This is a genomic window from Pseudomonas xionganensis, from assembly GCF_009763245.1.
In the GTDB taxonomy this organism is placed as follows: Bacteria; Pseudomonadota; Gammaproteobacteria; order Pseudomonadales; family Pseudomonadaceae; genus Aquipseudomonas; species Aquipseudomonas xionganensis.
On record NZ_WKJZ01000001.1, the window covers coordinates 717,064 to 736,402 of the forward strand.

Here is a 19,339-nt window from a genome sequence, read left to right on the forward strand (position 1 = left end):
GCCGCCTGGGGTTTGCGGCATTCTACCGTCATTAGGGAGTCCTATGGATATCACTGAATTGCTGGCCTTCAGCGCCAAGCAAGGTGCATCGGACCTGCATCTCTCCGCCGGCTTGCCGCCGATGATCCGGGTTGACGGCGATGTGCGCCGCATCAATCTGCCGGCCCTGGATCACAAGCAGGTGCATGCGCTGATCTACGACATCATGAACGACAAGCAGCGCAAGGATTTCGAGGAATTTCTGGAAACCGACTTCTCCTTCGAAGTGCCGGGCGTGGCGCGTTTCCGGGTCAACGCCTTCAACCAGAACCGCGGTGCCGGCGCGGTATTCCGCACCATTCCGTCCAAGGTGCTGACCATGGAAGACCTCGGCATGGGCGAGGTCTTTCGCAAGATCACCGACGTGCCGCGCGGCCTGGTGCTGGTCACCGGCCCTACCGGCTCGGGCAAGTCGACCACCCTGGCGGCGATGCTCGACTACCTGAACAGCAACAAGTACCACCACATCCTCACCATCGAGGACCCCATCGAATTCGTTCATGAGTCGAAGAAGTGCCTGGTCAACCAGCGCGAGGTGCACCGTGACACCCACGGCTTCTCCGAGGCCCTGCGTTCGGCCCTGCGTGAAGACCCGGACATCATCCTGGTGGGCGAGATGCGTGACCTGGAAACCATCCGCCTGGCCCTTACCGCCGCGGAAACCGGGCACCTGGTGTTCGGTACCCTGCACACCACCAGCGCGGCCAAGACCATCGACCGGGTGGTGGACGTGTTCCCCGCCGAAGAAAAGTCCATGGTCCGTTCCATGCTCTCGGAATCCCTGCAGGCGGTGATTTCCCAAACCCTGCTGAAGAAGATCGGCGGCGGCCGGGTGGCGGCCCACGAGATCATGATCGGCACCCCGGCGATCCGTAACCTGATCCGCGAGGACAAGGTGGCGCAGATGTACTCGGCGATCCAGACCGGTGGTTCGCTGGGCATGCAGACCCTCGATTCCTGCCTCAAGACCCTGGTGTCCAAGGGCCTGGTCAGCCGCGAGGCGGCCAAGGAAAAAGCCAAGACCCCGGAAAACTTCTGATTCGGCCAAGGCCCGGCCGCGCATGCGCACCGGGCTCGCCAGCGGCGAGAAACACGCACCACCTGCTGGCTTTGTAGCAACGCGTGATGTTGACGGCGAGACAACCCATGGAATTCGAAAAACTGCTGCGCCTGATGGTGGAAAAGGGCGGCTCCGACCTGTTTATCACCGCCGGTGTGCCCCCGTCGATGAAGGTCAACGGCAAGATCATGCCGATCACCAAGATGCCCATGTCGCCGGAGCAGACCCGCGAAACCGTGCATTCGGTGATGAACGAGCAGCAACGCCGCGACTTCGCCGAAAACCACGAATGCAACTTCGCCATCAGCGCCCGGGGCGTGGGTCGTTTTCGCGTCAGCGCCTTCTACCAGCGCAACCTGGCCGGCATGGTGCTGCGCCGTATCGAAACCAATATCCCCACCATCGATGAACTCAAGCTGCCGGAGATCCTCAAGAAGCTGGCCCTGACCAAGCGCGGCCTGGTGCTGTTCGTCGGTGCCACCGGTACCGGTAAATCCACGTCCCTGGCGGCGATGATCGGCTACCGCAACAAGAACAGCAGCGGCCACATCATCTCCATCGAAGACCCGATCGAATATATCCACCAGCACCAGAGCTGCATCGTCACCCAGCGTGAAGTGGGCATCGACACCGAGTCCTTCGAAGTGGCGCTGAAAAACACCCTGCGCCAGGCCCCGGACGTGATTCTGATCGGTGAGGTGCGCACCCGCGAGACCATGGACCACGCCGTGGCCTTCGCCGAAACCGGTCACCTGTGTCTGGCTACCCTGCACGCCAACAACGCCAACCAGGCCCTGGACCGCATCATCAACTTCTTCCCCGCCGACCGGCAGAATCAGGTGTGGATGGATCTGTCCCTCAACCTCAAGGCCATCGTCGCCCAGCAACTGGTGCCGACCCCGGACGGCAAGGGCCGCCGCGCGGTAATCGAGGTGCTGATCAACACCCCGCTGGCCGCCGACCTGATCCGCAAGGGCGAGGTGCACGAGCTCAAGGCCCTGATGAAGCGCTCCACCGAGCAGGGCATGCAGACCTTCGACCAGGCGCTGTACAACCTCTACAGCCAGGGCGAGATCACTTACGAGGACGCCCTGCTGTATGCCGATTCGGCCAACGACCTGCGCCTGATGATCAAGCTGGGTTCGGAGTCCGATGGCGAACACCTGAGCAGCATGGCCCAGGGCCTGTCCCTGGAGATCAGCGAGGAAGATCCGGGTCGCCGTTTCCGCTGACCGCTGCGCCCCGTGCAGCCCGTTGGCGAATCTGCTTGCCGGGCTGTCGCGCCACCCCTTCGGCCTGGCCGTCGCGCTGGGCTCCGGCCCGCGCCTGGCTCATCAGCTGGGGGATCAGTGGGCCTTCCGGCAGATTTTTCCAGAAGCGCACCGGCAGGCTGGTTTCCAGGGCGCTGCGGTTGAGGCGTGCCGGGTTGAAGGTGCTGCCGTAATAGGCCAGCCACAGCGCTTCGCCCTCATCCTCAGGGTTTTGCGCCAGCTGTTGCCACTCGGCCGGGCAGGGTCGCTGGTAGTGCAGCTGCTGGCCATCCCAATACACCCCGTCCTGCGGCGTGGCAATCAGCCAGGTACTGCGGCCCAGGCGTTCGGCAAAATGGCCGCTGGCGCTGGCCAGAATATCGTGGGCCGGCTCATGCCAGGCCACGTACTGCGGCCCGCCGGTGCCGTCCGGGCGCGGGTGAAAACGCACAAAGGCATGCAGGTGATGGGCTTCGCGGCGCACCGCCTTGAGCCGCTTGTGCAGCTGGCTGCCGTCCATGTCCCCGGCCAGCATGGCGCTGCGATCGCCCAGGCTGACGCGCCAGAGGATGCGATAGAGCAGGCTCCAGCGATCTTCCATACGAAAGCAGGCGGCGCTCTGCAGCAGTGCCAGCAATTGTCGCGGCACCCGTGGAGCCGGGGCGGCCGGCGCCGATTCCAGGCTGTCGTTGCTCTGCTCGAACAGGCCGGCACTACCGGGGTTATCGCACCAGTTGATCTGATGCGGCGCGATACCGCGTTGCAGCAGGCTGCGGGCGATCTCGCGCCAGGCGCCGAAGCTGCCGTCGAAATGGGCGTTATGCATCACCACAGGGCCATCTGTGCCGGGGTTTCGCTGAGCTGCTGACGCAGCAGTGCCGAGCCAGGTTCGGCCAGGGCTGGCCGGTAATCCTGGGTGACGACAAAGGGCTTGGCCTTTTCCAGGGCGCAGCGCAGGCGGGTCAGGTCTTCAAAGCGGATGCGCTTGTGCCGGCGCAGGGCCACCAGGCGCTTGGCGCTGAGCACGCCGATGCCGGGCACGCGGGCGATCATCGCCAGTTCGGCGCGGTTCAGGTCCACCGGGAAGTGCTCACGGTTGTTCAGCGCCCAGGCCAGTTTGGGGTCGATATCCAGCGCCAGGTTGCCGGGGCCGCTAAGCAGTTCGCTGGCCTGGAATCCGTAGCCGCGCAGAAGAAAGTCGGCCTGGTACAGGCGATGCTCGCGCAGCAGTGGCGGCGCGGCAAAGGGCACCGTGTTCGGGCTCTGCGGGATGGGGCTAAAGGCCGAGTAGTAGACCCGGCGCAGGTGGTAGTCGCCATACAGCGAGGCGGCGGTGTGCAGGATGGTGCTGTCGTCGGTGGCATCGGCGCCGATGATCATCTGGGTGCTCTGCCCGGCCGGAGCAAAGCGTGGCGCGCGTTTTTCCGCACGGGCTTGACGCTCGCCGAGATGGATCGAGTGCATGGCCTGCTTGATGGTGCGCACCTGTTTCTCCGGGGCCAGGCGGATCAGGCTGGTTTCCGTGGGCAGTTCGATATTCACGCTCAGGCGGTCGGCATAGCGGCCGGCTTCTTCGATCAGCAAGGGGTCGGCGTCGGGGATGGTCTTGAGGTGGATATAGCCGCGAAACTCATGTTCCTCGCGCAGCAGTTTGGCCACGCGGATCAGCTGCTCCATGGTGTAGTCCGCCGAGCGGATGATGCCGGAGCTCAGGAACAGGCCGCTGATGCAGTTGCGCTTGTAGAAGTCCAGGGTCAGGGTCACCACTTCTTCCGGGGTAAAGCGCGCGCGCGGCACATCGCTGGAGCGACGGTTGACGCAGTACTGGCAGTCGTAAAGGCAGAAGTTGGTCAGCAGGATTTTCAGCAGGGCCACGCAGCGTCCGTCCGGGGTAAAGCTGTGGCAGATGCCCATGCCGTTGGTCGAGCCCAGGCCGCTCTTGCCCTTGGAACTGCGCCTGGGCGCGCCGCTGCTGGCGCAGGAGGCGTCGTACTTGGCGGCGTCGGCCAGCACGGTGAGCTTCTCGATCAGTTGCATGCGACTTTCCAGTTGACTGTTTATATATACAGTATCTGGCGCGTCGCGCTGTTCTTCAAGAGGGCGCAATGCCTTGTTTCAATCGCCCCTCAACCTCGTTTAGATTGCACCCACACCATTTCAGGGAGTGCGGCACATGCAACGACAGGATACCCACAGCAAGGTCATCGGCTATCTCTTGTGGATTTTCGGCTTTCTCGGCGCCCATCGCTTCTATTACGGCAAGCCGGTGACCGGAACCATCTGGTTTTTCACCCTGGGCCTGCTGTTTATCGGCTGGATCATCGACCTGTTTCTGATCCCGGCCATGGACCGCGAGGCCGATCTGCGTTTTACCGCGGGTGATACCGACTACAACGTGGCCTGGATTCTGCTGACCTTCCTCGGCTTTTTCGGCGTGCACCGCATGTACCAGGGCAAGTGGATCAGCGGCATTCTCTACCTGCTGACCTTCGGTTTTCTCGGCCTGGGGGTGCTGTATGACTTCTGGACGATGAACACGCAGATTTCCATCCAGAACGCCCGCCGTGCCTGAGAGCGCGCCAGTAAAAAGAAACCCGCCAGCGGCGGGTTTCTTTTTTATGCCTGATAGCTGATATGCCCATCCACCAGGGTGTAGCGCACCGCACCGGGCAGGCAGTGGCCGATAAAGGGACAGTTGCCGCCCTTGGAGTACCAGCTTTCCCCAGCCAGGGTAGAGGCCTTAGGGTCGAACAGCAGGATATCCGCTGCCACGCCTACGGCCAGGCGCCCGGCGGGCAGACGCAGGGCGTTGGCCGGGCCGCTGGACAGGCGCGCGAGCAGGGTGGGCAGGTCCAGCAGACCGTCCTGCACCAGGCTCATGGCCAGGGGCAGGAGCAACTGCACGCTGCTGATGCCTGGCTCGGTGGCGGCGAAGGGCGCCAGCTTGGCGTCGCGTTCGTGGGGCTGGTGATGGCTGGCAATGGCGCTGATCACCCCGCTTTTCACCGCTTCGCGCAGACCTTCGCGGTCGGCTTGCGAGCGCAGCGGCGGTTGCACATGGTAGAGGCTGGAGAAGTCCTGCAGCGCCTCGTCGGTCAGGATCAGCTGATACAGGGCCACATCGGCGGTAACCGGCAGGCCGCGAGCCTGGGCTTCGGCGATCAGCTGGGCGCCGCGGGCGCTGGTCAGCTGGCTGAAGTGGGCGCGCACACCGCTCTGTTCCACCAGCAACAGGTCGCGGGCCAGGGCCACGGTCTCGGCGGTTTCCGGGATGCCGGCCAGGCCGAGGAAGCTGGCGGTGGGGCCTTCATGGGCCAGGCCGCCTTCGGCCAGGTCATGGTCCTGGGAGTGGAAGATCACTGTCAGGTCGAAGGTGGCGGCGTATTCCAGGGCACGGCGCAGGGTACGGCTGCTGCGGAAGTTGTCCAGACCGTTGCCGAAAGCCACGCAGCCGGCGTCGCGCAGGGCCACCAGTTCGGCCAACTGCTCGCCAGCCAGGCCCTTGCTCAGGGCGCCGATGGGGAACACCTTGGCGTGCCCGGCCTCGCGGGCGCGGTCGAGAATCAGCTCGGCCACGGCCGGGGTGTCCAGCACCGGTTTGGTAAAAGGCGGGCAGCACAGGCTGGTGACGCCGCCGGCAGCGGCCGCCAGGGTTTCGCTGGCGATATTGCCCTTGCGGCTGTAGCCCGGTTCACGCAGGGCGACGTTCAGATCGACCAGGCCGGGGGCCGCCACCAGGCCCTGGGCATTGATGATCTTGTCGGCGACGAAACTCACCGGGGCCTGGCCGATGGCGACAATCTTGCCGCCTTCCTGATGCAGGTCGCTGACCTGATCCAGGCCGCTGTGGGGGTCGATCACGCGGGCGCCGAGGATGGAGGTGCGCATCAGTTGGACTCCTCGGATTCCTGATTGAGTTGACGCTGGGCGTTCTGCCCGCTCATGGCCATGGACAGCACGGCCATGCGGATGGCGATGCCGTAGGTGACCTGGTTGAGGATCACCGACTGCGGGCCGTCGGCCACCGCCGACTCGATCTCCACGCCGCGGTTGATCGGCCCCGGGTGCATCACCAGGGCATCCGGCTTGGCCAGGGCCAGGCGCTGTTCGGTGAGGCCGAACAGGCGGTAGAACTCGCCCTCGCTGGGCAGCAGGCCACCCTGCATACGCTCGCGCTGCAGGCGCAGCATGATCACCACGTCGACATCCTTGAGGCCTTCATTGGCATCGCTGAACACGCGCACGCCGTAGCTCTGTTCCAGGCCGATTGGCAGCAGGGTCTTGGGTGCGATCACGCGGATATCCGGGCAGCCCAGGGTCTTCAGTGCCAGCATGTTGGAGCGCGCCACCCGCGAGTGCAGGATGTCGCCGACTATGGCCACCGAGAGGTTCTCGAAGCTGCCCTTGTGCCGCCTGATCGTCAGCATATCGAGCATGCCCTGGGTCGGGTGGGCGTGACGGCCGTCACCGCCGTTGATGATGGCCAGGTTGGGGCACACATGTTCGGCGATAAAGTGCGCGGCGCCGGAGTCGGCATGGCGTACCACGAAGATATCGGCGGCCATGGCTTCGAGGTTGCGCAGGGTGTCGAACAGCGTCTCGCCCTTGCTGGTGGAACTGGTGGAGACGTTGAGGCTGATCACGTCGGCCGACAGGCGCTGGGCCGCCAGCTCGAAGGTGGTGCGGGTGCGCGTGGAGTTCTCGAAGAACACGTTGCACACGGTCTTGCCGCGCAGCAGCGGCACCTTCTTCACCGCCCGGGCGCCGACTTCGAGAAAGGAGTCGGCGGTGTCGAGGATCTCGGTCAAGAGTTCCCGGGGCAGGCCGTCGAGGGAGAGAAAATGGCGCAGCTGACCTTGTTCGTTCAGTTGCAGCGGGCGCTTGGCGTCAATGGGCGTCATCGCGATCAATCTCGGTTGGCGAGGGTTTGCAGCTCAAGGCTGAGGGGGGCAGGGCCGGCCAATTTTACCCGCTGATCGCTGGCCAGGGACAGGGTGGCGCCGACCACATCGGGGCGGATCGGCAGCTCCCGGGCGTTCAGATCCAGCAGGCTGACCAGGGTCACGCTGGCCGGACGGCCATAGTCGAACAGCTCGTTGAGGGCGGCGCGGATGGTGCGCCCGCTCATCAGCACATCATCGATCAGCACCAGATGCTGGCCTTCGATCTCGAACGGCAGCTCGGAGGGCTGCACCTGGGGATGCAGGCCGTTCTGGCTGAAGTCGTCGCGGTAGAAGGACACATCCAGCACACCCAGGGTGTCGTCACGGCCCAGGGCATCGAGCAGGGCCTGGGCCACCCATACGCCGCCAGTGCGGATGCCGATAAAGCGCGGCGCGCTGATCTGCCGCTGGTTGAGGTGCTGGGTCAGGGCGCTGGCCATCTGCGGCAGCAGCTCGGCGGGGTTGGGTAACATGGCAAAACTCCAAGTGTGAAAAACAGATCACTGTAGGGTGGGTTAGCGGCGCCAAACTCCAAACGATCAGACACCGCCAGCGTGGCGCGCCGTGTAACCCACCAGGCGATCTTCCTGCGTTGCGCCAATGGTGGGTTACGGCGCAACGGATCTTGCGGGTTAATTGCGATCGGCAGGGTGCGCCTAACCCACCCTACGGGGATCGCAGCAATGGGTAAGACCACAAATTAGCCGACACCTCATGTTTGATGCGTCACTCGCCATTCTCTGACAGCCTCCTAGCAGTTTTCTTCCAGCCAGCCTTGCAGCAGAAGCGCTGCAGCAATGGCATCCACCGGGCGCTCACGATAACCGCCGCTCTGGCCCTGACGCAGGCGCTGGCCCTTGGCCTCGAAGGTGGTCAGGCGTTCGTCGTGGGTGTGCACGGGCAGGTTGAAGCGGCCATTGAGACGGCGGGCGAACTTCTCCGCGCGCTCGCTCATCTCGCTCGGCGTACCGTCCATATTCAGCGGCAGGCCGACGACTATGGCGTCCGGTTGCCATTCCTTGATCAGGGCCTCGACCTTGTGCCAGTCCGGCACGCCGTTCTGCGCCTTGAGCACGCACAGCTCGCGGGCCTGGCCGGTGATCACCTGGCCGACGGCGACGCCGATCTGTTTGCTGCCGTAGTCGAAGCCCAGCAGCAGGCGCAGGGGTTTCGCCTCGGCCATCAGGCGTGCCCGGCTTGCGAGGTGAGCAGGCTGAGGTTGATGCCCAGGCGCGCGGCAGCGGCATTCAGGCGCTGGTCGAAGGGCAGCTCGAAAAGGATGGCGTTGTCCGCCGGGCAGGTCAGCCAGGCATTTTCCGCCAGCTCGGCTTCCAGCTGACCGGCTTCCCAGCCGGCATAGCCGAGGGTGATCAGGTACTGATCCGGGCCGCTGCCATCGGCGATGGCGAACAGCACGTCCTGGGAGGTGGACAGGTTCAGCTCGCCCAGCTCCAGGGTGGCCTGGAACTGGCTGCCGGCCGGGTGCAGGACAAAGCCGCGATCGGTCTGTACCGGGCCGCCGGTGAAGATCGGCAGGCTGTGGCACAGGGCGGCAGGCTCCTCGTCGGGGCGCAGTTGCTCCAGCACGTCGGCCAGGTTGAGGCCACTGGGCCGGTTGATGATCAGGCCCATGGCGCCCTGCTCGTTGTGGTCGACCAGGTAGGTGACCGTCTGGGCAAAGTGCGGATCGGCCATATGCGGCATGGCGATCAGGAAGTGATGCTTGAGAAAGCTGGGGGCTGTGTTCTTCATGGCGCTAGTTTCGGCTTTCGGGCCGGTGGCTTCAAGCACCAAGGTGTGAGTGACCCAGGTCGTGCCCCAGATCGGGTTGTGGCGGCGCCCTGGGTAGGGTGCGCTGTGCGCACCCTGCTTTCTCATCGGGCGTGGCGCTGGCCGCATGCCGCAGCTTAGTCGAGCATATCGCCGTAGCGTTCGTCCTTTTTGAAGCGCAGGGGCTGGGCAAAACCGGGTACGCGGATCTGCTCGGCGTTGATCTCGATCTCGCGATCATCGATCAGATCGTGGCCGAAGTTGTAGATGATGCCCAGATCACCCAGCAGCGCTTGCGCGTCATAGGCCTGGGCTGTGCTGCGGGTGGCCTCACGGCGCTGCAGGTAGGCGGCAAAGGCGGCCTCGCCATGGCGCTTGCGCAACATGCGCTCGGCCACATGGGGCGCCAGCAGCAGGGCGCTGGCGTTGTTGCCGCCAAAACCCTTGGAGTTGATAAAACAGACGTCCAGCTGCTCGGGCGCGCGGGCGCGGTCGGTGGTGGCGAAGCTTAGGTGCTGCTGGTGCACGTCTTCGGCTACCGCGTCGATGGTCTTGATCCCCGGGATGATGCCGTACTTGAAGCTGCCCAGGGCCGAGATCACCTGGTCGCCGCTGGCGGTGGCCAGGGAGTGGCCGACAAAGGCTTTGACCGCGGTCACCGGCCACTGCTCGATACCGAAGGCGCCGGCCACGCGGTCGAGGATTTCCGATTCGGTCACCCGGTTGGCTGGGGTGCTGGAGCCATGGGCATGCACGAAGCTGCGGCTGCGCACGGCCTCGACACCCAGCAGTTGCACGGCACTGGCCACGGCCTTGGCCACGGTCAGGTAGTTGCCCGGGCCGGGGGCGGAAATGGATTTCTTGAAGCCGTCGGCGTTGATAAACACATCCGGTACCGCGCCATGGATATCGGCGCCCAGCTCCAGGGCCAGGGCGTCGTCCATCAGCACCACGAACTGGCTGGCTTCGGCCAGGGTAAAGCCGCAGTTCTCGCCAAAGGGGCGGCTGGCGCGACGGAAATCTACGGACTCGTTGCCTTCGATCTGGCGCAGGCCGTCCTCGGTGGCCAGGGCGCCCATGGCGCCGTAACCCTCGATGCACTCCTGATTGATCGGCGCCTCGCTGTTGCCGACGATGGCCACGCGCGCTTTGCCCGAACTGATCAGTTCGATGCCCTTCTGCAGGTTGTAAAGGAAGGTGGCGCAGGCCCCGGTGACGCTGCCCGTGGTGCCGACGCTGCCCAGTACATAGGCGTTGATAAAGTCCGCCGGCATGGTGTTCAGGCCTAGGGCCAGCTGCTTGGCGGTGACCCGGCCGCCCTTGAGGCGCGACTGCATCAGGCCGCCGAAGCCGTTTTCGTCCAGCTGGCTCATGATGCTGCCGGCGAACACCGCCACTTCGTCCGGGGCCACGTGCTGCATGATGGTCTGCCAGTCGATGCCGGTGGCGCGCAGGGCGTCGGTGACCCCGACTATGGTCATGGCCAGGCCACGCGGGTGGAAGCGCGCGTTGTACAGCTCGCTCGGCTCGAAACCGCTGGGCAGCTGGCCGGCGGATTTCACCGGCAGTGCGCGGTAGCTGTCGACCTTGAATTCGCAGTTGTCGTGCAGGGTCACCAGCACTTCGCTGGCGTTCAGCTCGTCCACCGTCCAGTCGCTGGGCAGCGGCTCGGGCAGGTGTTTGCGCAGGGTGATAAAACTTAGTGGCTGGCCGGCGGTGGCGCTGATATCGATGGTTTTCTGCCAGTGGGCGGCGTCGACATCCAGGTAGGACTTCTCGATGCGTCGCACCAGGGTCGAGGCGAGGATCTGCTCGGCGAAGCGCGCTTCGATCTCGGCCGGGGTCAGCACCTGGCCTTCATCGTCCTGATAGGCACCCTCGACCACCTTGACCAGTTTCATCATTACCGCCAGGCCCGCCAGGGTCTGCTGGCGGGCGGCGCTGTCCAGGGATTCGAGCACGGTGCGGCGGAAACCATGGTGGAAGGAGCTGCGGCCGGCCGCGTTATAGCCACCAAAACCAACGATCACAGGTAAGCGTGCGGTCACTCGAAAACTCCTTGAACAATAGGCCGGGCAAGCGCAGCTAAGGTGATAACAGCTTGCCGTGGGGTTTCTGTGCTGGAGGGGTGCCGTAAAAGTACGCGGCATGGCTCCCGGGGTGCCTATGCTGACGTGATTGCTGACTTGCGAGTCACGGTTGCGACCAAGGTAGGGCTTTGACAAAACCGCATGACTGATAAGGTTTCTGCGCATAAAGGCCCAGCTGGAGAACAACAATGCACAGCGTCAACCCTTACGAATACGGTATGCCCCGGGATGCGGCCAACTTTCAGGCCCTCAGCCCGCTGACCTTTCTGGAACGTGCCGCCAGCGTCTATCCGCAGCGCCTGGCCCTGGTCAACGGCAGCCTGCGGCAGAACTGGGGTGACACCTACCAGCGCTGTATTCGTCTGGCCTCGGCACTGAGCCAGCGCGGCATCGGCCTGGGCGATACCGTGGCGGTGCTGGCGCCCAATGGCCCGGCGATGTTCGAGGCGCATTTCGGCGTGCCCATGTGCGGGGCGGTACTCAATGCCATCAACACCCGCCTGGATGCCGAAGCCATTGCCTTTATCCTGCAGCACGGCGAAGCCAAGGTGCTGCTGGTGGACAAGGAATTCGGCGAGCTGGCCCTGCGCGTGGTCAGCCACCTGCCGCAACCGCCTCTGGTGATCGGCATCGACGACCCGGAATATGACGAAGGCCAGCTGATCGGTCAGCTGGATTACGAGGCGCTGCTGGCCGAAGGCGACGCCGACTATGCCTGGCAGATGCCCGCCGACGAATGGCAGGCCATCGCCCTCAATTACACCTCCGGCACCACCGGCAACCCCAAGGGCGTGGTCTACCACCACCGCGGCGCCCACCTCAATGCCCTGTCCAACGCCATGTGCTGGGACATGAGCCGCTTCCCGGTGTACCTCTGGACCCTGCCGATGTTCCACTGCAACGGCTGGTGCTTTCCCTGGGCGCTGGCCGCCTATGTCGGGGTCAATGTGTGCCTGCGCCATGTGCGCGCCGAGGCCATCTACCCGCTGCTGGCGGCGGAAGGAGTCGATCACTTCTGCGGCGCGCCCATCGTGCTGAACATGCTGGCCAATGCCAGTGACGAGCTGAAGGCGCTGAAGACCCAGCTGGTCAAGGTGCTGACCGCCGGCGCCGCGCCACCTGCTGCGGTGATCGAGGCCATGGAAGCGTTGGATTTTCGCGTGACCCACGTCTATGGCCTGACCGAAACCTACGGCCCCAGCGTGGCCTGCGAGTGGAAGAGCGAGTGGGACAGCGAAACGCCGGAGCAGCGCGCCCGTTTGAAATCCCGCCAGGGCGTGCGTGCGCCGCTGCTGGACGGCCTGATGGTGGCTGACCCGGATACCCTGCAGCCGGTACCCAAGGACGGCCAGACCATCGGCGAAATCTTTATGCGCGGCAATGTGGTGATGAAGGGTTACCTGAAGAACCCCACGGCCACCGCCGAAGCCTTCGCCGGCGGCTGGTTCCACTCCGGCGACCTGGCGGTGTGGCATGCCGACGGCTATGTGGAGATCAAGGACCGCAGCAAGGACATCATCATCTCCGGCGGCGAGAACATCTCCTCCATTGAGGTGGAGGATGTGCTCTATCGTCATCCGTTGATTCTGGAAGCCGCCGTGGTGGCCATGGCCCACGCCAAATGGGGCGAGACCCCCTGCGCCTTCGTCACCCCCAAACCGGGGGCCGAGCTGACGGCCGAGGAGGTGATCGCCTTCTGTCAGCAGCGCATGGCGCGCTTCAAGGTGCCCGGTTGCGTGGTGTTTACCGCCCTGCCCAAGACCAGCACCGGCAAGGTGCAGAAGTTTGTCCTGCGCGAGCAGGCCAAGCAGTTGGCGGCGCAGCAGGCGGTGGCCTGAGGCGGGGATCTTCGCTGTAGACACCAGCCTGCTGGCGGCCCTGCCTAGGTAGGGTGCGCACAGCGCACCCTACGAACTCTGCCGCCTCGGGTGAAGGCGGCTGCACCAGTGACTAACGGAGCCGGCTATCGCACGTCTAGGGCTTTGGCTCTTGGCTATAGCTGGTGTATTCCTGTTCCATCACATCAAGAAAGGCCTGCACCACCAGGGGGTCGAACTGGCTGCCGCTGTGCTGGCGGATAAAGTCCAGGGCCTGCTCCAGGGGCCAGGGTTCCTTGTAGGGGCGCTTGTGCAGCAGGGCGTCGCAGACATCCACCACGCTGACGATGCGCGCTGCCAGGGGAATGGCCGTGCCCTTGAGACCATCCGGGTAGCCCTGGCCGTCGAAGTGTTCGTGGTGGCCGCGGGCGATCTCGGCGCCCAGGGACAGATAGCTCTGCCCCGGTACCATCTGTGCGGCCCGTTCGAGAATGCTGGCGCCGATCAAGGCGTGCTGGCGCATCACCTCCTGCTGCTCCGCATCGTGTTGCCCTGGCTTGAACAGCACATCGTCCGGGGTGGCCACCTTGCCCACGTCGTGGAGGATGCTGGCCATGCCCACCAGGTCGAGAAAGCGCGGGGTCAGCTCGTCCGTGTAGTGGCCCAGTTCGGCCAGGCGCCGGGCGGTGCGGTCGGTCCAGTGGCGCACCCGCAGCACGTGCTCGCCGGTGTCGTTGTCGCGGTACTCGGCCAGGTCGGCCAGGGCCACCACCGTGGCTTCCTGGGCACGCTCCATCTGCAGGTGATGGTTGAGGTTGTCGAAGGCCGCCGAGATACGGCTGCAGAACACCTCCAGCAGGCCCTTGTCGACCTCGGTCAGGGGCCGTGGCGGGGTGAAGTACAGGGCGAATTCGTGGCTGGCCTGGGTCGGGATATAGAGCACCTCATGGCTGGGTTGGTGCTGGCTGGCGCGGTGCTTGAAGGCCGCCTGGATCTGCGGATAGAGCGGGTTTTTCGGGTCCAGTTGGGCCTGTTGCTCCAGATCGCTGAAGCGCCCGGTGGCGCCGAGCACCTGGGGTGCGCTGCGGGCATCCTCGCGCAGGCAGAGAATGCCCTGGGTGCCCACATCCAGCACCGCGCCGACCAGGCCCAGCACGCCGGAGGCAAACTCACGCAGGGAGTGCTGTTGGTAGAGATTGCTGGAGCCGTCGAGGATCTGGCTCAGGCCCTGGCGGCTGCGCTCGATCGACAGCAGGCTCTCATAGGCGCGCAGGGAGGCGATCACCGTGGTGAACAGGCGCTGGGCGCTGAGCTCGGTCTTGGCCTTGTAGTCGTTGATGTCGTAGCCGAGGATCACTTCCTGTTCCGGCGCCTGGCCCGGCTGGCCGGTACGCAGGACGATGCGTACCAGATGATTGTTCAGCTCCTCGCGGATACGCCGTACCAGCAGCAGGCCGGCGTGATCGCTTTCCATCACCACGTCCAGCAACACCAGGGCGGTATCCGGATGGGCGCGCAGCAGGTGGAAGCCTTCGGCCCCGGAGTAGGCATGCAGCAGCTCCAGGGGGCGATTCTTGTAGTGGATATCGCGCAGGGACAGGCGCGTCACCTTGTGCACATCGGGCTCGTCGTCGACGATCAGCACCCGCCAGGGCGTGGCCTGGGCAGGGGTGCCACACCCGGTGGCGGTATCGTCCACCAGCCAGTCCTGGCCATTGTCCTGCGGTGGTGCGTCGATCATAGACCTGTCTCCCCCTGCTAGGGCGCGTGCAGAGGCAGCGTCAGCGTAAAGTGCGTTCCTTGCCCTGGCGTACTGCTGACTGCGATCTGACCGCCCATGCGCTTGTTAACCAAGTTATAGACCAGATGCAGGCCCAGGCCGCTGCCACCCGACCCGCGGCGGGTGGTGAAGAAGGGCTCGAAGATATGCCCCAGGTGCTCGGCAGCGATGCCCTGGCCGTTGTCCTCGAAGCACAGCCGTACCTCCCCATCCAGACGCTCCGCTGACAGACGGATCAGGCCACTGTCCTCGGCGGCAAAGGCATGGGTCAGGGCATTGACCAGCAGGTTGGTCACCACCTGGGCCAGGGCGCCGGGATAGCCGTCCATCGGGATGCCCGGTGGGCAGTCGTTGCGCACCTGCACGGGACGGCGCTTGAAGGTGGGCTGCAGGCTTTCGATCACCTCGTCCAGGTACTCGGCCAGGTCGAAGCTGCGCCGCGCCTCGCTGGTCTGGTCCACCGCCACCTGCTTGAAACTCTGCACCAGATGGGCGGCGCGCTGGGCATTGCTGAGGATCAGCTCGACGCTTTCCCGGGCGGTGGCCAGATAGTCCTGCAGTTCGGATTTCTTCACCTGGCCGCTGTCCAGCTGGGTGGCAAAGCGGCGCGTGGCCTCGGCCAGCAGGCTGGCACTGCTCAGGCTGATGCCCAGGGGGGGGTTGATCTCATGGGCGACGCCGGCCACCAGGCCACCAAGAGCGGCGAGCTTTTCCGCCTCCACCAGCGAGGCCTGGGCCTGCTTGAGCTCCTCGTAGGCCTGGCGCAAGGTCTCCTCGTCCTGCTGTTTGGCCGCCAGGTCGGCGTTGAGGCGCTGGGCGATACGGTTGAAGCCTTCCACCACCTCGCCAAACTCGTCGTGACGCTGCCCCAGCTGCAGCAGCGAGGCCGAGCTGTCGCGGTGGCCGGCGGCCTGCAGCAAGGCGTCACGCAGGGCCTTCAACGGCTTGAGCACCTGCAGGCGCAGGCTCAGGGACAGGGCGGTGATCAGCAGCAGGTCGAGGGCGAGAATCTCCCCCAGGCGCTGCCAGATCTGCCGGCGCAGGGTGTTGGCCACTTCCTGACGTGACAGCAGCACACTGACCCGGCCCAGGGGCACGGCCTCGTCGAACTTGTCGGTATACAGGGCAAACTCCAGGCGCTCATGCCAGGCCGAGGCCTGGGCCGGGTCCAGTACACCGCTTTGGCTGAGCAGCTCGCCGGTGTCCAGATAGACGGTAATGCCCAGCACCGGCCCCTGCACCTCGGCCACCAGGTTTTCGCTGAGGGTTTGCCGATCCATGTTCCACAGCGGCGTGATCAGGTTGATCTGCAGGCGCTGCTGCAGGGCCTGGCGGCTGCGCTGGAAGTCCTGGTTGAGCTGGGCGTCCAGGCGCCAGTAGGCCCAGGCCCCGGAGCCGGCCAGCAGGGCGGTGACCAGGATGACGAACAGGGCGTTAAGGCGAAAGCCTATGCTGTGCTGCATGCGCGTGTGCTCTTGTGCCTCTTTGCAGGGTATAGCAGCTGTGCGGCATTCCGGCAGGGCAGGGGGCGTGGCTGCCGACTAAGCTGGCAGAAGTTGCAGGGGAGGAGTCTCCTTTATGCCAGGTGTGGATTACCCGGAAAGCTTCTGGACCGATGCCGAACAGGACAAGCGCGGTTGCGCGGATCTTGCCGAGGCCTTGCTGGCGCGCGCCCGAGAGGCGCGGCCGATGCGCGGTTTCAGCCTTAAATATGCCGATCTCGCGGGTATTGACCTGGTGCGTCGCGGCAGCAGCAGCGGCTATGACCTGAGCGGCAGCGACCTGTACCGCGCCAATTTGCAGGGCGCCCATCTGTTCGCCATCGACCTGCGTGGCGCCTCGCTGATGAAGGCGGATCTGCGCGGCGCCAACCTGCACTGCGCCGACCTGCGCGGGGCCAATCTGCTGGGCGTGCAGCTGGAGGGCGCGCGCCTGGACAACGTGCGCTGGGGCGAGCGCCTGGTACAGGAAGGCCAGGCGGTGGCCGCCGGGCGCCGGGGCCAGCCGGAGTTGATGCGCGACCTGCTGCAGCAGGCCGAGGAAACCTACCGCAACCTGCGCCTGAGCCTGGAGCAGGCCGGGCTGTTCGAGCAGGCCGGGCACTTCTTTCACCGTGAAATGGTCATGCGCCGTCTGCAGATGCCCCTGGGCTCCTGGCGTCGGCAGGCGTCCTGGCTGGTGGATATGTTCTGTGGCTATGGGGAAAAACCGCTGCGGGTGGTGGTGTTTTCCCTGGCCTTTATCCTGGTGTTCGCCCTGCTCTATTTCGCCTTCGGGGTGCGTTATGGCGAGCAGCTGCTGGTGTTCGATGCCCAGCAGGGGCTGTGGGCCAATGGGCTGACCCTGCTCAACTGCCTGTATTACAGCGTGGTCACCTTTACCACCCTGGGCTATGGCGACATCGTGCCGGTAGGGTTGACGCGGGCCCTGGCGGCCATCGAGGCCTTTACCGGCAGCTTTACCATGGCGCTGTTTGTGGTGGTTTTTGTCAAGAAAATGACTCGCTAGCCTGTTTGCGCCATATTTTCTATGCTCCATCGGTGGCCATGATCCCGTTCAGGAGTCTTATGCGGATTCTCTGCAGCATCTTGCTTTGCTTGGGCCTGAGCAACTCCCTACTGGCTGCGCCCTGGTATCCGGTGGCGGTACAGTCTGATGGTGAGAGCCTGAACTATCAGCCTCTGACAAAGGCGGCAGAGGCCTGGCGTATCTGTGTGTTGTTGCCCCATGGCAAGGACCGCTATTGGTGGGGCGTGGCCTGGGGAATTGACGAAGAGGGCACGCGCCAGGGCGTGCAGTTGGGCATCTATGAGGCAGGCGGTTATGAAAACCCTCAGGTGCAGCTGCAACAGTTGCAGCATTGTCGACGGCTGGAGGCCCAGGCCTATCTGATCGCCGCCATCAATACCCGCGATCTATGCCCGGAGATTGCCGTGCTGCGCAGTCAAGGCGTGCCGGTGATTGATCTGGTCAATCGCCTGGACTGTCCGGACCTGAGTGCCAGCTCCCGGGTGGACTTTGCCGATATGGCTCAGGCCAGCCTGGACTACATTCACGCCCTGGGCGGGGATCGGCCCGTCAGCCTGGGCTGGTTGCCCGGGCCCGAGGGCGCAGGTTGGGTGATGGATGCCGAACGCAGCATCGAACAGGCTGCGGCCAGTGGTGGCCTTACGCTTCATCACGCCGGTTATGGACCTGTCGATCGCGCCAGCCAGGCCCAGTTGGTGCGCCGCTTGCTGCGCAGCCAGCCGCGCCTCGACTATTTGCTCGGCAATGCCGAGGCTGCCGGTTTTGCTGCCCAGCTGGTGCAGACCTCGGGGGCCAGGTACGCCACGCAGGTACTGGCCACCTACACCACCGAGCGCATAGTCGAGCAGATTCGCGATGGTTTTATTCTGGCCGCGCCTACCGATTCGCCCGTACTGCAGGCACGCATTGCCGTGGACCTGGCCATTCGTGCCCTGGAAGGCAAGCCCCATGCGCGGCTGGTCAGCCCGCGGATCGAAATGCTCGACCAGCGCCGCCTGCCTGATTTCGATATCAGTCGACTGATGCCGCCGACCGAGCACTGGATGATTCGTCGCGAGCTACCGCGCTGAGTTCGGCGCGCAGCTGGGCGATGCGCGCATCCTTGGCTTGCCACAGGCCGCTGACCCAGTCCTGGACATGCTGGCGAAACAGCGCATCGTTTTCGTAGTCGCCCTGCCACAGCGCCGGGTCCAGTTCGCGGGTCTGGATATCGACGATGACCCGCGGCACCTGGCCACTGATCAACTCCCAGAACCCCGGAATGCGCTCGCCCGGATAGACCAGGGTGACGTCCAGCACCTTGTCCAGCTGTTCGCCCAGAGCGGCGAGCACGAACGCCACACCACCGGCCTTGGGTTTGAGCAGGTAGCGGTAGGGCGACTGCTGCTGGGCCTGCTTGGCCGGGGTGAAGCGGGTGCCTTCCAGGTAGTTGACCACGGTTACCGGCAGGTCCTTGAACTTCTCGCAGGCGCGTTTGGTGATGGCCAGGTCCTGCCCCTTGAGTTCGGGGTGCCTGGCCAGAAAGGCCTTGGAGTAGCGGCGCATAAAGGGGTAGTCCAGGGCCCAGAAGGCCAGGCCGATAAAGGGTACCCAGATCAACTGCTGCTTGAGGAAGAACTTGAAGTAGGGCGTCCTGCGGTTGAAGGCCTGGATCAGCGCGGGGATGTCCACCCAGCTCTGGTGATTGCTGATCACCAGGTAGGAGGTGCTCTGGCGCAGCTCGGCGTTGCCGCGAATGTCCCAGCGGGTGGGCAAGAGGCTGGCGAAGATCCGCTTGTTCAGCTCGGCCCAGGTTTCCGCCACCCACATCACCCCGCGGGAGCTGGCGGTCTTCAGGGCCTTGCCCGGTAGGATGAATTTGCCCAGGGCAATCAGCAGCAGCGGGCCGATCAGCACCAGGGTATTGAGCAGCAGCAGGGTCAGCACGCTCAGGGCGGTCAGCAGGCGGCGCATGGCAATTCCTTGTGAAGCGCAGGTGGGGCGATGATAAGCAGGCTGTACTTCTGTTCCAAGCCGCAGTAAGGCTGCCGGCTTATTGCTATTGGTTATGGCACGCATAGG

17 protein-coding genes are annotated in these 19,339 nt (G+C 64.6%); 6 read left to right on the forward strand and 11 right to left on the reverse strand.

From position 1 onward, the window contains the following. Positions 1 to 43: 43 nt before the first annotated feature. Positions 44 to 1,078 (forward strand): type IV pilus twitching motility protein PilT, encoded by a 1,035-nt coding sequence (gene pilT / locus GJV18_RS03295; RefSeq protein ID WP_160343294.1) that lies wholly within the window; start codon positions 44 to 46, stop codon positions 1,076 to 1,078. 107 nt (positions 1,079 to 1,185) lie between these two features. Beyond that, positions 1,186 to 2,331: a PilT/PilU family type 4a pilus ATPase gene (locus GJV18_RS03300; RefSeq protein ID WP_160343295.1), complete on the forward strand. Its 1,146-nt coding sequence runs from the start codon at positions 1,186 to 1,188 to the stop codon at positions 2,329 to 2,331. On the opposite strand, the gene GJV18_RS03305 is transcribed toward GJV18_RS03300, so the two are convergent. Both GJV18_RS03305 and GJV18_RS03310 read right to left on the reverse strand, forming a co-directional pair. Beyond that, positions 2,297 to 3,175: a TIGR03915 family putative DNA repair protein gene (locus tag GJV18_RS03305; protein WP_160343296.1), complete on the reverse strand. Its 879-nt coding sequence runs from the start codon at positions 3,173 to 3,175 to the stop codon at positions 2,297 to 2,299. The genes GJV18_RS03300 and GJV18_RS03305 overlap by 35 nt on opposite strands. Continuing rightward, on the reverse strand, positions 3,175 to 4,386 hold the full coding sequence (locus GJV18_RS03310) for a putative DNA modification/repair radical SAM protein (RefSeq protein WP_160343297.1): 1,212 nt from the start codon (positions 4,384 to 4,386) through the stop codon (positions 3,175 to 3,177). Before GJV18_RS03310 ends, GJV18_RS03305 begins: the two co-directional genes overlap by 1 nt. Before the next feature lie 136 nt (positions 4,387 to 4,522). Here GJV18_RS03310 and GJV18_RS03315 point away from each other — a divergent pair, with 136 nt between their 5' ends. Then, the gene (locus GJV18_RS03315; protein WP_160343298.1) at positions 4,523 to 4,921 is read left to right on the forward strand and encodes an NINE protein; all 399 of its coding nucleotides are present in this window, start codon (positions 4,523 to 4,525) and stop codon (positions 4,919 to 4,921) included. A gap of 44 nt (positions 4,922 to 4,965) precedes the next feature. On the opposite strand, the gene GJV18_RS03320 is transcribed toward GJV18_RS03315, so the two are convergent. The 6 genes from GJV18_RS03320 to GJV18_RS03345 form a co-directional block, all read right to left on the reverse strand. Continuing rightward, a complete protein-coding gene (locus GJV18_RS03320) occupies positions 4,966 to 6,237 on the reverse strand; it encodes a dihydroorotase (protein ID WP_160343299.1) in 1,272 nt (423 codons plus the stop codon). Next, complete coding sequence (locus GJV18_RS03325; RefSeq protein WP_160343300.1) at positions 6,237 to 7,250, reverse strand: aspartate carbamoyltransferase catalytic subunit; 1,014 nt, start codon at positions 7,248 to 7,250, stop codon at positions 6,237 to 6,239. Before GJV18_RS03325 ends, GJV18_RS03320 begins: the two co-directional genes overlap by 1 nt. A 5-nt stretch (positions 7,251 to 7,255) precedes the next feature. Beyond that, positions 7,256 to 7,765: a bifunctional pyr operon transcriptional regulator/uracil phosphoribosyltransferase PyrR gene (pyrR, locus tag GJV18_RS03330; RefSeq protein WP_160343301.1), complete on the reverse strand. Its 510-nt coding sequence runs from the start codon at positions 7,763 to 7,765 to the stop codon at positions 7,256 to 7,258. Between the two features lie 278 nt (positions 7,766 to 8,043). Beyond that, entirely contained in the window at positions 8,044 to 8,475 is a 432-nt protein-coding gene (gene ruvX / locus GJV18_RS03335; RefSeq protein WP_160343302.1) for a Holliday junction resolvase RuvX, read from the reverse strand. Further along, the gene (locus tag GJV18_RS03340; protein ID WP_160343303.1) at positions 8,475 to 9,044 is read right to left on the reverse strand and encodes a YqgE/AlgH family protein; all 570 of its coding nucleotides are present in this window, start codon (positions 9,042 to 9,044) and stop codon (positions 8,475 to 8,477) included. The genes ruvX and GJV18_RS03340 overlap by 1 nt, the downstream gene beginning before the upstream one ends. Positions 9,045 to 9,199: 155 nt before the next feature. Further along, the gene (locus GJV18_RS03345; protein WP_325065236.1) at positions 9,200 to 11,110 is read right to left on the reverse strand and encodes a beta-ketoacyl synthase; all 1,911 of its coding nucleotides are present in this window, start codon (positions 11,108 to 11,110) and stop codon (positions 9,200 to 9,202) included. A gap of 230 nt (positions 11,111 to 11,340) precedes the next feature. Here GJV18_RS03345 and GJV18_RS03350 point away from each other — a divergent pair, with 230 nt between their 5' ends. Next, complete coding sequence (locus GJV18_RS03350) at positions 11,341 to 12,990, forward strand: acyl-CoA synthetase (RefSeq protein ID WP_160343305.1); 1,650 nt, start codon at positions 11,341 to 11,343, stop codon at positions 12,988 to 12,990. A 136-nt stretch (positions 12,991 to 13,126) separates the two neighbouring features. Here GJV18_RS03350 and GJV18_RS03355 read toward each other — a convergent pair whose 3' ends face one another. Both GJV18_RS03355 and GJV18_RS03360 read right to left on the reverse strand, forming a co-directional pair. Beyond that, positions 13,127 to 14,710, reverse strand: coding sequence for a response regulator (locus GJV18_RS03355; RefSeq protein ID WP_160343306.1), 1,584 nt, complete (start codon positions 14,708 to 14,710; stop codon positions 13,127 to 13,129). Positions 14,711 to 14,727: 17 nt separating this feature from the next. After that, positions 14,728 to 16,212, reverse strand: coding sequence for a sensor histidine kinase (locus GJV18_RS03360; protein ID WP_160343307.1), 1,485 nt, complete (start codon positions 16,210 to 16,212; stop codon positions 14,728 to 14,730). A gap of 115 nt (positions 16,213 to 16,327) precedes the next feature. Here GJV18_RS03360 and GJV18_RS03365 point away from each other — a divergent pair, with 115 nt between their 5' ends. Continuing rightward, positions 16,328 to 17,257, forward strand: a complete 930-nt coding sequence (locus GJV18_RS03365) for an ion channel (RefSeq protein WP_160343308.1) — start codon at positions 16,328 to 16,330, stop codon at positions 17,255 to 17,257. A gap of 59 nt (positions 17,258 to 17,316) precedes the next feature. Then, positions 17,317 to 18,348, forward strand: coding sequence for a TMAO reductase system periplasmic protein TorT (gene torT / locus GJV18_RS03370; protein WP_160343309.1), 1,032 nt, complete (start codon positions 17,317 to 17,319; stop codon positions 18,346 to 18,348). Here the strand turns inward: torT and GJV18_RS03375 are convergent. After that, a complete protein-coding gene (locus GJV18_RS03375) occupies positions 18,290 to 19,231 on the reverse strand; it encodes an acyltransferase (protein ID WP_160343310.1) in 942 nt (313 codons plus the stop codon). The genes torT and GJV18_RS03375 overlap by 59 nt on opposite strands. Positions 19,232 to 19,339: the final 108 nt, after the last annotated feature.

Excerpts from the sequence above, each read along its gene's own strand:
- pilT (WP_160343294.1), top strand. The coding sequence starts at position 44 with ATGGATATCACTGAATTGCTGGCCTTCAGCGCCAAGCAAGGTGCATCG.
- GJV18_RS03300 (WP_160343295.1), top strand. The coding sequence starts at position 1,186 with ATGGAATTCGAAAAACTGCTGCGCCTGATGGTGGAAAAGGGCGGCTCC.
- GJV18_RS03305 (WP_160343296.1), bottom strand. The coding sequence starts at position 3,175 with ATGCATAACGCCCATTTCGACGGCAGCTTCGGCGCCTGGCGCGAGATC.
- GJV18_RS03310 (WP_160343297.1), bottom strand. The coding sequence starts at position 4,386 with ATGCAACTGATCGAGAAGCTCACCGTGCTGGCCGACGCCGCCAAGTAC.
- GJV18_RS03315 (WP_160343298.1), top strand. The coding sequence starts at position 4,523 with ATGCAACGACAGGATACCCACAGCAAGGTCATCGGCTATCTCTTGTGG.
- GJV18_RS03320 (WP_160343299.1), bottom strand. The coding sequence starts at position 6,237 with ATGCGCACCTCCATCCTCGGCGCCCGCGTGATCGACCCCCACAGCGGC.
- GJV18_RS03325 (WP_160343300.1), bottom strand. The coding sequence starts at position 7,250 with ATGACGCCCATTGACGCCAAGCGCCCGCTGCAACTGAACGAACAAGGT.
- pyrR (WP_160343301.1), bottom strand. The coding sequence starts at position 7,765 with ATGTTACCCAACCCCGCCGAGCTGCTGCCGCAGATGGCCAGCGCCCTG.
- ruvX (WP_160343302.1), bottom strand. The coding sequence starts at position 8,475 with ATGGCCGAGGCGAAACCCCTGCGCCTGCTGCTGGGCTTCGACTACGGC.
- GJV18_RS03340 (WP_160343303.1), bottom strand. The coding sequence starts at position 9,044 with ATGAAGAACACAGCCCCCAGCTTTCTCAAGCATCACTTCCTGATCGCC.
- GJV18_RS03350 (WP_160343305.1), top strand. The coding sequence starts at position 11,341 with ATGCACAGCGTCAACCCTTACGAATACGGTATGCCCCGGGATGCGGCC.
- GJV18_RS03355 (WP_160343306.1), bottom strand. The coding sequence starts at position 14,710 with ATGATCGACGCACCACCGCAGGACAATGGCCAGGACTGGCTGGTGGAC.
- GJV18_RS03360 (WP_160343307.1), bottom strand. The coding sequence starts at position 16,212 with ATGCAGCACAGCATAGGCTTTCGCCTTAACGCCCTGTTCGTCATCCTG.
- GJV18_RS03365 (WP_160343308.1), top strand. The coding sequence starts at position 16,328 with ATGCCAGGTGTGGATTACCCGGAAAGCTTCTGGACCGATGCCGAACAG.
- torT (WP_160343309.1), top strand. The coding sequence starts at position 17,317 with ATGCGGATTCTCTGCAGCATCTTGCTTTGCTTGGGCCTGAGCAACTCC.
- GJV18_RS03375 (WP_160343310.1), bottom strand. The coding sequence starts at position 19,231 with ATGCGCCGCCTGCTGACCGCCCTGAGCGTGCTGACCCTGCTGCTGCTC.